A 12,685-nucleotide genomic window follows, 5' to 3' on the forward strand; every position below is an offset into this window, starting at 1 on the left:
GTGCGCCGCAGCGGCTCCCACCGGCGCATAAGCCCTCCGCGCGCGCCCCGCGCCCCCCTCGTCCCGTTTGCCCCGCCTCGCCGCGCGATGCGAGAAAGGGGCGGCGCAGATGCGACGAGGGGAGCGTTACGTGGTGGGCGGGGTCACGCTGGTGAAGGACGGTCCGGGGCCCGAGGGCCCGCTGCCGGACGGCGCGGCGGCGCTCGCCGGAGCCGGGGGCGCGCCGCCCCCGCCGACCGCCCCCGGCCCGGCGGCCGCCGCGGAGCTCAGCCCCCGCGCGATCCGCATGGTCTTCCTCGGGCTGATGCTCACGCTGCTGCTCGCGGCGCTCGACCAGATGATCGTCGCCACCGCCCTGCCCAAGATCGTCGGCGAGCTGCACGGCCTGGAGAAGATGTCCTGGGCGGTCACCGCCTACCTCCTCGCCTCCACCATCGGCCTGCCGCTCTACGGGAAGCTCGGCGACCTCTTCGGCCGCAAGGGCGTCTTCCAGTTCGCCATCGTCGTCTTCGTCGTCGGCTCCGCGCTCGCGGGCTGGTCGCGCACCATGGACGAGCTGATCGCCTTCCGCGCGGTCCAGGGCATCGGCGGGGGCGGCCTCATGATCGGCGTCCAGGCGATCATCGCGGACATCGTCCCCGCCCGCGAGCGCGGTCGCTACATGGGCCTCATCGGCGCGGTCTTCGGCCTCGCCTCCGTGGCCGGACCGCTGCTCGGCGGGTTCTTCACCGACCACGCCTCCTGGCGGTGGTGCTTCTACATCAACGTCCCCTTCGGCCTGGTCGCCCTCGCGGTCGTCGCCGTCGTCCTCAAGCTGCCCCGGCCCGCCGTCCGTCCCCGGCTCGACGTCCTGGGCGCGGCGCTCCTGGCCGCCGCGTCGACCTGCCTGGTGCTGGTCACGAGCTGGGGCGGCACCGAGTACGCCTGGGGCTCGCCCACCATCCTCGGCCTGGCGGCCGGCGCGGCCGCCGCGACGCTGCTCTTCCTCGCCGCCGAGCGCCGGGCGGCCGAACCGATCATCCCGCTGCGGCTCTTCCGCGACTCCGTCTTCAACGTCACCGGGCTCGTCGGCGCGGCCACCGGCATCGCGCTCTTCGGGGCGGCCAGCTATCTGCCCACGTACCTCCAGATGGTCGAGGGGGTCGGCGCCACCGAGTCGGGGCTGCTGATGCTCCCGATGATGCTGGGCATCGTGGGAGGGTCGATCGTCTCCGGCCGGCTCGTCACCCGCACCGGCCGCTACCGGGCCTACCCGATCCTGGGCTGCGCCGTCTCGGTGGCCGGGATGGGGCTCCTCTCGCTGCTGGACGCCGACACCTCCCGGTGGGCGTACAGCCTGTGGCAGGCCGTGCTCGGCATCGGCATGGGGCTGGTCATGTCGGTCCTCGTGCTCGCCGTCCAGAACTCCGTTCCCCCCGCCGACCTCGGCACCGCCACCAGCGCCAACAACTACTTCCGGCAGATCGGCGGCAGCGTCGGCGCGGCGGTCTTCGGCACGCTGTTCGCCGGACGGCTCTCCGACGCCCTCGACGCGCGCCTGCCCACCGGGGCCGGGCTCCCCGACCCCGAGTCGATCACCCCGCAGCTCGTCCACGCGATGGAGCCCGCGCTGCGCGACGCCTACGTCCAGGCGTACGTCGACGCGATGCCGCGCATCTTCCTCTACCTGGTGCCGGTGCTCCTGCTCGGCCTGGTCCTCGCCTTCTTCCTCAAGGAGAAACCGCTGGTGTCCCACCACAGCCCCGAAGCAGCCACCGAGACCGCCCCGATCCCCGCCGCCCGCGCCGACTCCTCCGGGGCGGGCGGCGGCCGCCCGCCCGGCATCCCGGTCCACGGCAGCGTCCAGCACCCCGACGGCAGCGAGGTCCCCCGTGCCGCCCTCACCCTGATCGACGCCCACGGGCGGCAGGCCGGCCGCGGCGCGAGCGGCGACGACGGGCGTTACGCGCTGAACGCCCCGGCGGCCGGCCACTACGTCCTGATCGCCGCCGCGGGCGGACACCAGCCGCAGGCCGTCAGCGTCACCGTGGGCGAGCGCCCCGTCGAGCTGGACGTGGTGCTCGGCGGCGCGGGGCGGCTCGCCGGAGCCGTGCTCACCGCCGACGGCGCCCCGGTCCGCGACGCCGCCGTCACCCTCACCGACGTACGCGGCGAGGTCGTCGCCTCCACGCGCACCGGACGCGAGGGCGGTTACGTCATCGGCGAGCTGGTCGCGGGCGAGTACACCCTGGCGGCCAGCGCCCCCGCCTTCCGTCCGGCCGCCCTCCCGGTCAGCGTGCAGGCGGCCCGCGAGACGCGCCAGGACATCGAGCTGGCGGGCGGGGCCGTCCTGCGTGGCGTGGTCCGGGCCGCCGGCGGCCGACTCGTCGAGGACGCCCGCGTCACCCTGCTGGACGCGGCGGGCAACGTCGTGGACACCCTGACCACCGGCGCGGACGGAGCGTTCCGCTTCGTGGACCTGCCGTCCGGCGAGTACACCGTGATCGCCGCCGGCTACCCGCCGGTCGCCACGGTGCTCCGGGTCGCGGGCGGCGGGCGCACCGAACGCGATCTCCAGCTCGGCCACGAGGACTGATCCGCGCCGGCGCGCGCCGGGGCCGCTGGAGGGACCTTCGGCGGTCCGGGCCCCGGCGGGCCGCCGTTCCCTGGCCGACGCCGCCCGCGAGGCGTACGGTGTTGCGGCATGAAGATCCTCATCAGTGCGGACATGGAGGGCGCGACCGGGGTCACCTGGCCCGCCGACGTACTGCCGGGGACCCCGCAGTGGGAGCGCTGCCGGCCGATGTTCACCTCCGACGTGAACGCCGCGGCCCTCGGGTTCTACGACGGCGGCGCCGACCACGTGCTCGTCAACGAGGCCCACTGGTCGATGCGGAACCTGCTGCTGGAGCACCTGGACGAACGGGTCGAGATGCTCACCGGCAAGCACAAGTCGCTGTCCATGATGGAGGGCGTCCAGCACGGCGACGTGGACGCCGTGGCCTTCGTCGGCTACCACACCGGCGCCGGCGCGGAAGGCGTCCTGGCCCACACCTACCTCGCCAACTCCATCACCGGCGTCTGGCTCAACGGGGTCCGCGCCAGCGAGGGCCTGCTCAACGCCCATGTCGCCGCCGAGTACGGCGTGCCCGTCGTCCTCGTCACCGGGGACGACCTGACCTGCGCCGACGCTCGCGGATACGCCCCCGGAGCCCGTACGGTCGCGGTCAAGGACCATGTCTCCCGGTACGCGGCGGTGTGCCGCACCCCCGCCCGCACCGCCGCCGACATCAGGGCCGCGGCGAAGGAGGCCGCCGCGCTGGCGGGCCGCTCGGAACCCGTCACCGGGGGCGGGTACACCGTGGAGCTGGAGTTCGACGCCGAGCACCTGGCGGGCGCGGCGACCGTGGTGCCCGGTGTGGCGGTGAGCGGCGAGAGGCGCGTCGCCTACACCAGTACGACGATGTACGAAGGAATCCGCACGTTCAAGGCGGTGACGACGATCGTGTCGGCCGCCGTGGAGGAACAGTATGGCTGAGGACCCCGACCCGCTCGGACCCGTGGACCGGCAGGCGCTCGACGAGGTGGTGGCCTTCACCTCCGACCTCATCCGGATCGACACCGTCAACCGGGGCGGCGGCGACTGCCGGGAGCGTCCGGCCGCCGAGTACGTCGCCGAGCGGCTCGCGGACGCCGGAGTCGAGCCGACGCTGCTGGAGCGGACCACCGGTCGGACCAACGTGGTCGCCCGGATCGCGGGCGCCGACCCGTCGGCCGACGCGCTGCTCGTCCACGGCCATCTCGACGTGGTGCCCGCCGAGCCGGCCGACTGGAGCGTCCACCCCTTCTCCGGCGAGGTGCGCGACGGGGTCGTGTGGGGGCGCGGCGCCGTCGACATGAAGAACATGGACGCGATGGTCCTCGCCGTCGTCCGGGGCTGGGCCCGCAGCGGCTTCCGCCCCCGACGCGACATCGTCATCGCGTACACCGCCGACGAGGAGGACAGCGCCGTCGACGGCTCCGACTTCCTCGCCGACCGCCACGCGGCCCTGTTCGAGGGCTGTACGGAGGGCATCAGCGAATCCGGTGCCTTCACCTTCCACGCCGGCGACGGCCTCTGCCTGTACCCGATCGCCGCGGGTGAACGCGGCACCGGCTGGATCGAGTTGACCGCCGAGGGCCGCGCCGGGCACGGCTCCAAGGCCAACGAGGCGAACGCGGTGAGCGCGCTCGCCGCCGCCGTCGCCCGGATCGGCGCGCACGAGTGGCCCATCCGGCTCACCCCGACCGTGCGCGCCGCGATCACCGAGATCGCCGCCCTGCACGGCATCGCCCCCGACCTCGACGACCCCGGCTTCGACGTCGGCCAACTCCTGGGCAAGCTCGGCCCGGCCGCCACGCTCGTCGAGAACACGGTCCGCAACAGCAGCAACCCGACGATGCTGAACGCCGGTTACAAGGTCAACGTCATCCCCGGCCACGCCACCGCCTTCATCGACGGGCGCACCGTCCCCGGCGGCGACGAGGAGTTCCGCGCGACCCTGGACCGGCTCACCGGACCCTCCGTCTCCTGGCGGTACTACCACCGCGAGAGCGCCCTGCAGTCCCCGGTCGACTCACCGACGTACGCCAAACTCCGCGCCGCCGTCGAGAGGTTCGACCCGGACGGGCACACCGTCCCGTACTGCATGTCGGGCGGCACGGACGCCAAGCAGTTCTCCCGCCTCGGCATCACCGGCTACGGCTTCACCCCGCTCAAGCTGCCCGCCGGCTTCGACTACCAGCGACTCTTCCACGGCGTCGACGAACGCGTCCCCGTCGACGCCCTCCACTTCGGCGTCCGCGTCCTCGACCACTATCTGCGCACCGCCTGACCCGCCCAGGGGGGACCCGTCACCGTGAACACCGCGTCAACAGCCGCCTACGGCGCCTGGCCCTCGCCGATCGACGCCGCGCTCGCCGCCTCCCTCGGCGGCCGGCCCGACCACCTCGCCACCGTCGGGGACGAGGTGTGGTGGACCGAGCCGCGCCCCGCCGAGGGCGGCCGCCGCGCCCTGGTGCGCCGCCGCGCCGACGGCACGACCGCCCCGGTGCTGCCCGCCCCGTGGGACGTCCGCAGCCGGGTCGTGGAGTACGGCGGGCAGCCCTGGGCCGGCGCGGTCGGTGCGGACGGCGAACCGCTCGTGGTCTTCGTCCACTTCACCGACCAGCGGCTGTACGCCCACACCCCCGGCGGGCCCGGTGCGCCCCGTCCGCTCACCCCCGTCTCCGCCCTCGGCGGAGGGCTGCGCTGGGCGGACCCGCAGGTGCGCCCGGAGCACGGGGCGCGGGGCGAGGTGTGGTGCGTGCTGGAGGAGTTCACCGGCCCCGCCCCGACCGACGTGCGCCGCGTGATCGCCGCCGTGCCGCTGGACGGGTCGGCGGCCGACGACCGCACGGCGATCCGCGAACTCTCCGACGACCGGCACCGGTTCGTCACCGGACCCCGCGTCTCCCACGACGGGCGGCGGGCCGCCTGGATCGCCTGGGACCACCCCCGGATGCCCTGGGACGGCACGGAGGCGATGGTGGCCGGCATCACCGGGGAGGGCGCGTTCACCGGGGTGCGGCCCGTGGCCGGGGGCCCGGACGAGGCGGTCTGCCAGGTGGAGTGGGACCGCGCCGGGCGCCTCCTGTTCGCCTCCGACCGCGCCGGGTGGTGGGAGCTCTACCGCGTACGTCCGGACGCGGCGGCGGGCGGCGCGGACGCCGGAGGCCGCCTCCTGCCGCCGCGCGAGGAGGAGTTCGGCGGCCCGCTGTGGAAGATCGGGATGCGCTGGTTCCACCCGCTGGACAACGGGCTGATCGCCGCCCTGCACGGCAGGGGCGCCAACCGCCTCGGCGTCCTCGATCCGGAGACCGGCGAACTCGCCGACGTGCCGGGCCCCTGGACCGCCTGGGCCGCCACGCTCGCCGTCCACGGCAGCCGGGTCGTCGGCGTCGCGGCGAGCCCCCGCACCGGCCCCGAGGTCATCGAGCTGGACACCGCGACCGGGCACGCCCGGACCATCGGCCCGCCCCACCGCGACCCGGTCGACCCGGCGTACTACCCGGAGCCCGAGGAGCGCGCCTTCACCGGCCCCGACGGCCGCGAGATCCACGCCCACCTCTACCCGCCGCGCAACCCCGAGCGCACGGGGCCCGAGGGCGAACGCCCGCCGTACGTCATCTGGGCGCACGGCGGCCCCACCGGGAGCGCGCCGCTCGCCCTCGACCTGGAGATCGCCTACTTCACCTCGCGCGGCATCGGCGTCGCCGACGTCAACTACGGCGGCTCCACCGGCTACGGCCGCCGCTACCGCGAACGGCTGCGCGGCCAGTGGGGCGTCGTCGACGTGGCGGACTGCGCGGCCGTCGCCGAGGCGCTGGTCCGCGAGGGCGCGGCCGACCCGGACCGGCTCGCCGTCCGGGGCGGCAGCGCGGGCGGCTGGACCGCCGCCGCGTCGCTGACCGGCACCGACCTGTACGCCTGCGGGACGATCCTCTATCCCGTCCTGGACCTCGCCGGGTGGGCCGCCGACGGGACCCACGACTTCGAGTCGCGGTATCTGGAGTCCCTCGTCGGCCCGTTCGCCGAGGCGCCGGAGCGCTACCGCGAACGCTCCCCGGTCAACCGCACCGACCGGCTGACCACCCCGTTCCTGCTGCTCCAGGGGTTGGACGACGTCATCTGCCCGCCCGCCCAGTGCGAGCGGTTCCTCGCCGCCGTCGCGGACCGGGGCGTGCCCCACGCCTACCTCGTCTTCGAGGGCGAGGGCCACGGATTCCGGCGGGAGCGGACCCTGGTCCGCGCCCTGGAGGCCGAACTCGCCCTCTACGCGCAGACCTTCGGCGTCGAGCGCCCCGATGTGCCCCCGCTGGAGCTGACGACGTGACGGGCGGGGCCGGCGGCTTCGCGGCGGCCGGGGCCAGGCCGCCCCGGCTGCGCCCCGGTGCGCGCGTCGCCGTCGTGGCCCCCTGCGGCCCTCCCCCCGCCGACCGGCTGGAGAAGGGGCTCGCCCTGCTCCGGGACTGGGGCCTCGATCCGGTCCTCGGAGCCCATGTCCGCGACACGCACCCCGCGTTGGACCACCTCGCCGGTGCGGACGCCGACCGCGCGGCCGACCTCGTCTCGGCCTGGTGCGACCCGTCCGTGGACGCCGTGGTGTGCGCGCGCGGCGGGTACGGGGCGCAGCGGATGGTGGACCTCGTGGACTGGGCGGCGATCAGGGCCGCCGGGCCCAAGGCGTTCGTGGGGTACAGCGACGCCACGGTGCTGCACGAGGCGTTCGCGCTGCGCGCCGGGTTCGCCACGCTGCACGGGCCGATGGCCGCCACCGAGGCGTTCTGCGCGGACGAGGCGTCCCGCGAACATCTGCGCGCCACCCTCTTCGAGCCGGAGGCGGTGTGCACGCTGGGCCGGGAGACGGCCGCGGCCCTGGTCCCCGGGCGGGCGCGCGGCGTCCTGTACGGCGGCTGCCTCAGCCTGCTCGCCGCCGAGGCGGCGCGCGGCCGCGGGCGCGGGGGGCTGCTGGTGATCGAGGACGTCGGGGAGGAGCCCTACCGGCTCGACGGCTACCTCACCCGGCTGCTGCGGTCGGGGGCCCTGGAGGGCGTCGCGGGGGTGGTCTGCGGGTCCTGGCGGGACTGCGGCCCGTACGCGGGGGTCCGCGCGGTGCTCGCCGACCGGCTCGGCCCGCTGGGGGCGCCCGTGGTCGAGGAGCTGGGGTTCGGGCACGGGCCGGGCGCGCTGACGATCCCCCTGGGCGTGGCCGCCGTGCTGGACGCGCCGGCGGGCGGCGGCCGCTGCACGCTCACCGTCGAGGCCCCGGCCCTCCGCTGACGCCCTCGGCGCGCACGCCGGTCGCGGGGGTGTGCGAAAGGTGAACAACCGTCAGGAACCGCCGACAGCCAACGTTGACACGCTATGACGTATGTCACAGCATGGGGACAGCCCGTGCATATCGGCCGGTAGGAGTCCTCGGTGTGGAGGTCCTCGTGTCAGGTGCTGTCTCCCGATGGCGCAGCCCGCTCGTCGCGGTCGCCGGAGCGGCCCTCGCCGCCCCCCTCGTGCTCGCCGCACCGGCCCGCGCCGCGGCCGACCCGTACACCGTCACCCCGCTGACGTTCACCGTCGAGGCGGGCGGCCGCTCCTGCGCGGTCGACGCCGACCTCTACCGGCCCGCCGGGGCCGACGCGGACAGCCCCGCCCCCGCCGTCCTCACCACCAACGGCTTCGGCGGCAGCAAGTCCGACGGCACGACCGACGCCATCGGCAGGGCCTTCGCCGCCCGCGGATACGTCGCACTGGTCTACTCGGGGCTCGGCTTCGGCGCGTCCGGCTGCCTGATCACCATGGACGACCCCGCCGTGGACGGCGCGGCGGCCGGGCGGCTCCTGGACTTCCTGGGGGGCCGCGCCGCGGCCGACGACGGGACCAGGGCCGACTGCGTCACCCTGGACGCCCCCGGCGACCCCCGCGTCGGCATGATCGGCGGCTCCTACGGCGGCGCGGTCCAACTGGCCACCGCTTCCGTCGATCCGCGCCTGGACGCCCTCGTCCCGCTGGTCACCTGGAACGACCTCGCCCACGCCCTGGCACCCAACAGCACCGGGGCGCGCACCGGCGTCACCTCCGACACCCCCGGCGTCTTCAAGTGGCAGTGGACCAACGCCTTCTACCTGATCGGCGAGGGGCAGCCGCTCCTCAACCCCGGATCGGACCCCTCCCGGCTCAACCGCCCGGACTGCCTGCACTTCGCCGCCCCCGCCTGCGAGACGGTCCGGCTGCTCAACTCCGGCCGCTTCCCCGCCGACGCGACGCGGGCGATGCTCGCCTACACGCGCGGCGTCTCGCCCGTCTCCTACCTCGACCGGGTCGAGGCCCCCACCCTCGTCGTCCAGGGGCAGGCCGACACCCTGTTCACCCTGAACGAGGCCACCGCCACCTACCGCACGCTCAGGGCGCGGGGCGTCGAGGCGAAGATGATCTGGCAGGCCTGGGGGCACAGCGGCGGCCAGGTCCCCGGCGAACTCGACCTGGTCCGGGGCAACCTGGAGTCCAGCCACGTCGGACGGCGGGTGCTGGCCTGGTTCGACCGGTACCTCCACGGGCGTACGGACGCCGACACCGGTCCCGCCTTCTCGTACTACCGCCACTGGCGCGACGGCTACGGCGCCGCCGCCGACCTCCCCGCCCTCTCCCGGACGCTGTACCTCTCCGGTGACGGCCGACTCGTCGACCGCCGCTCCGAGGTGGCCGGCGGCAGCCGCCGGTACGTCAACCGGCCGCTGCCCACCAGCCACTCCGAGAGTCCCCTCGCCCTGCTGACCGGCCGCCCCGACGCCGAGCCGTACGACACCGAGGGCACCCACCTCGGTTGGCGCAGCGCCCCGCTCGCCGGGCCCGTCGACGTGGTCGGCGCGCCGAGGGCCACCTTGAAGGTCCACTCCCCGGAGGCGGAGCGGGTCCAGCACAGCGGCGACGCCTCCGACAAGCTGGTCCTGTTCGCCAAGGTCTACGACGTCGCGCCGGACGGCGCGCGCACGCTCGTGAACCGCCTCGTCGCACCGGTCCGGGTGCCCGACGTCACCCGGACCTTCACCGTCGAACTGCCCGGCATCGTCCACCGGTTCGCGGCGGGGCACCGCCTGGAGTTCGTGGTCGCCGCCAGCGACACCGCGTACTTCGGCAACCGGGGCGTCAAGCCCGTCACCGTCGTCAGCGCCCCCGAGGAGACCGGCGTGCTGGAGCTTCCGGTCGTCCCGGCCGGGTGACGCCCCGGCGGCTACGCCCCTGTCCCGCTGTCACGGGGCGGTGTTGCGGTCCGCGTACTCGAAGACCGAGCCGTCCGGGTGCAGCGCGATCAGATTGCGTCCCGCCGGGGTCGGCACCGGGCCCGCGACGATCCGCGCACCCGCCCGGACCAGGGCCGCGTTCGCCTCGTCGACGTCCTTGACGGCGATGGTCGCGCTCACCTTGCGCAGCACTTCCAACTCGGACGCGGGCCCGCTCATCAGCAGGAAGCAGCCGATGGCGGCGACCGACACCCCTCCGCGCTCGAACCGCAGGGCGGGCGTGCCCGTCAGCCCCTCGTAGAAGGCCACCGAGGCCTCCAGGTCGTCGACGCAGATACGCAGCGTGGTTCCCAGGATCTCCATGCCCACGAGGGTAGTCAGCGTCCGCCGGGGCCGTGATCGATTCCGGTCGGCCGCTTGCGCGGAGGGGTGCGAGGGCGGTCACACCCGGCACAGCACCTCGCCGTGCGGGACCGTGAACCAGCCGTCGCCCTCGTCGCCCCAGGACCGCCAGGCCGCGGCGATGGCCGTGAGCTGCCCGGTGGTCGCGTGGCCGCCCCGTACCGCCAGTTCGGCGTAGACCGACTCCGTCGTCCGGTCCGCCCACAGCCCGCTCCACCAGGCGCGGCTCTCCGGTGTGGCGAAGCACCAGGCGGCCGCGGTCGGGGTGATGTCGGTGAACCCGGCCCGCCGCGCCCAGGAGAGCAGCCGCCGACCGGCGTCGGGCTCACCGCCGTTGGCGCGTGCCACCCGCTCGTACACCTCCAGCCACCGGCTCAGTCCGGCGGCTTCGGGATACCAGGCCATCGCCGCGTAGTCGCTGTCGCGCGCCGCGACCACGCCGCCGGGGCGGCACACGCGCCGCATCTCGCGCAGCGCCTGGACCGGGTCGCCCACGTGCTGGAGCACCTGGTGGGCGTGGACCACGTCGAAGGAGTCGTCGGGGAAGTCCAGGGCGTGGACGTCGGCCACCGCGAACGCGACGTTGGCCAGCCCGCGTTCGCAGGCGACCGCGGCCGCCTGCTCCAGGATGCCCGCCCCCGTGTCGACGCCGGTCACCCGGCCGGGCGCGACCAGGGCGGCCAGGTCCGCGGTGATGGTTCCGGGGCCGCAGCCGACGTCGAGGACGGCCATGCCGGGGCGGAGTTCGCCGAGCAGGTAGGCGGCCGAGTTGGCCGCGGTCCGCCAGCGGTGCGAGCGCAGGACCGACTCGTGGTGGCCGTGCGTGTACACGGCGGTCTCCTTCGGCATGGCGGTGCCGTCCTCTCCCCCTGGGGCGCCTGGGCCGCCGGTGCGGCGGCAGGGCCACCGTACGCCGCCATACCGCATGGTGATACTCGCGTCTTGCCATGCGGACGTGCGGGTCGGAGGTTCAGAGGGACATCGGGCAGTACACCGTCAGCGCCTCCGGCAGCTTGTCGATCAGCAACTCCGTGCCGGAGCACGCCACTTCACCGTCGTACGCGTACGGCGTCCCCGGCGCCAGACCGGCGATCCGCACCCGGCGCCGCCGCACCGCCGCATGGGCGGGGGAGCGGGTCAGCGGTCCCGCGATCGCCGCCCCGAGCAGCCGCAGCGCCGGGGTCCGGCCGCCGTGCACCACCCGCACGTCCAGCAGCCCGTCCGCCAGGTTGTGGCGCCGCCCCGGAGCGGGGCCCATCCGCTGGAAGAGCCCGTTGCCGACGAAGAGCAGCCACAACCGCCTCCTGCTGCCCTGCATCTCGGCCTCCAGCGGCCGCTGCCCGCGCAGCACGTGGATCGCGGCGAGCACCCCCGCCGGCCAGCCGCCGATCCGGGGCGACCAGTGCTCCCTCGCGCGCACCAGGTCCGGGTAGACGCCCAGGGAGAAGGCGTTGAGGAAGTAGCCGTCCGCCCCGCCCTCGCCCCGCGGGCCGGGGCGGAACCGGCCGAGGTCCACCCGGATCGCGTCCCCCGCGGTCAGGGCGAGGGCGGCCTCCTGGACGGTCTCGATGCCCAGGTCGTAGGCGAAGTGGTTGAACGTGCCGCCGGGGAAGACCGCCAGCGGCATCCCGTGCGTCGCCGCCACCGACGCCGCCAGGTTCACCGTGCCGTCGCCGCCGCAGACCCCCAGGGCCCGGCCCCGGCCCGCCGCCGCCTCCAGGGCGGTCGACAGGTCCTCCGGCGCGACCTCCATCACCTCCGCCAGCGGCAGCGCCTGGCGTACCAGCGCCGCCGTGGCCGCGGCCGTGCCGGACCCCCGGTTCACCACGACCACCAGGTCCTTCCCGCCGGGCAGCGCCGGGGCCTCGCCGGGCGGGCGGCCGGGGGCGGGGAGCTGGCCCCGCGTCGGGACGAGCCCGCGCAGCGCGAACGCGGCCCCCACGCCGAGCGCCGCCCCGGCCAGGACGTCGCTCGGGTAGTGGACGCCCGTGTAGACGCGGGAGGCCGCCACGGCCGCCGCGACCGGGGCCACCACCGCCCCCCACCCCTTGGACTCCAGCGCCACCCCGGTGGCGAAGGCGGCGGCGGACGCGGCGTGGCCGGAGGGGAACGAGGTGGTGACCGGCTGCCGCTTGAGCTGCCGCATCGACGGCACCAGGTCCAGTATCGGCCGCCGGCGGCGCACCGCCCCCTTGCCGACGGTGTTGATCGCCACCGACGCCACCGCGAGGGAGGCGACCCCGCGCAGCGCCGCCCGGCGGGAGCGCGCACTGCCCCCCGCCGCCGCGATCCCGGCCGCCGCCCCGAACCAGAGCAGCCCTCGGTCGGCGCTCCGGCTGAGCCGGGGCAGCAGGGGGTCGGCGCCCGGCCAGTGCCGGTCCGCGACGCTTCGGAAGACGGCCAGATCCCGGCCCTGCAACCAGCCCCGCAACCGGGCGGCGGCGGGGGCGGCGGGGGAGGTGCTCGGTGACGACATGGCTCAGCGAAT

The 12,685-nt window shown here is 75.5% G+C and carries 9 protein-coding genes; 6 read left to right on the plus strand and 3 right to left on the minus strand.

Annotation, left to right across the window (positions count from 1 at the left end):
• Positions 1 to 130 precede the first annotated feature (130 nt).
• The 6 genes from ACZ6EJ_RS19770 (at position 131) to ACZ6EJ_RS19795 (ending at position 9,774) form a co-directional block, all read left to right on the plus strand.
• Complete coding sequence (locus ACZ6EJ_RS19770) at positions 131 to 2,575, plus strand: MFS transporter (protein ID WP_469268717.1); 2,445 nt, start codon at positions 131 to 133, stop codon at positions 2,573 to 2,575.
• Between the two features lie 108 nt (positions 2,576 to 2,683).
• A complete protein-coding gene (locus tag ACZ6EJ_RS19775) occupies positions 2,684 to 3,517 on the plus strand; it encodes a M55 family metallopeptidase (protein ID WP_469268678.1) in 834 nt (277 codons plus the stop codon).
• Positions 3,510 to 4,853 (plus strand): M20/M25/M40 family metallo-hydrolase, encoded by a 1,344-nt coding sequence (locus tag ACZ6EJ_RS19780; RefSeq protein WP_469268680.1) that lies wholly within the window; start codon positions 3,510 to 3,512, stop codon positions 4,851 to 4,853. The genes ACZ6EJ_RS19775 and ACZ6EJ_RS19780 overlap by 8 nt, the downstream gene beginning before the upstream one ends.
• 24 nt (positions 4,854 to 4,877) lie before the next feature.
• Positions 4,878 to 6,893: a prolyl oligopeptidase family serine peptidase gene (locus ACZ6EJ_RS19785; RefSeq protein WP_469268682.1), complete on the plus strand. Its 2,016-nt coding sequence runs from the start codon at positions 4,878 to 4,880 to the stop codon at positions 6,891 to 6,893.
• Positions 6,890 to 7,840: a S66 peptidase family protein gene (locus ACZ6EJ_RS19790; protein ID WP_469268684.1), complete on the plus strand. Its 951-nt coding sequence runs from the start codon at positions 6,890 to 6,892 to the stop codon at positions 7,838 to 7,840. Before ACZ6EJ_RS19785 ends, ACZ6EJ_RS19790 begins: the two co-directional genes overlap by 4 nt.
• Positions 7,841 to 7,983: 143 nt before the next feature.
• A complete protein-coding gene (locus tag ACZ6EJ_RS19795) occupies positions 7,984 to 9,774 on the plus strand; it encodes a CocE/NonD family hydrolase (protein WP_469268686.1) in 1,791 nt (596 codons plus the stop codon).
• Between the two features lie 30 nt (positions 9,775 to 9,804).
• On the opposite strand, the gene ACZ6EJ_RS19800 is transcribed toward ACZ6EJ_RS19795, so the two are convergent.
• From ACZ6EJ_RS19800 to ACZ6EJ_RS19810, 3 genes are all read right to left on the minus strand, one after another.
• Positions 9,805 to 10,158 (minus strand): VOC family protein, encoded by a 354-nt coding sequence (locus ACZ6EJ_RS19800; RefSeq protein ID WP_469268688.1) that lies wholly within the window; start codon positions 10,156 to 10,158, stop codon positions 9,805 to 9,807.
• A 78-nt stretch (positions 10,159 to 10,236) separates the two neighbouring features.
• Positions 10,237 to 11,046, minus strand: coding sequence for a methyltransferase domain-containing protein (locus tag ACZ6EJ_RS19805; RefSeq protein WP_469268690.1), 810 nt, complete (start codon positions 11,044 to 11,046; stop codon positions 10,237 to 10,239).
• Positions 11,047 to 11,167: 121 nt separating this feature from the next.
• The gene (locus tag ACZ6EJ_RS19810; RefSeq protein WP_469268691.1) at positions 11,168 to 12,673 is read right to left on the minus strand and encodes a phosphatase PAP2 family protein; all 1,506 of its coding nucleotides are present in this window, start codon (positions 12,671 to 12,673) and stop codon (positions 11,168 to 11,170) included.
• Positions 12,674 to 12,685 lie beyond the last annotated feature (12 nt).

It is taken from the genome of Streptomyces sp. NPDC041970 (assembly GCF_055588985.1).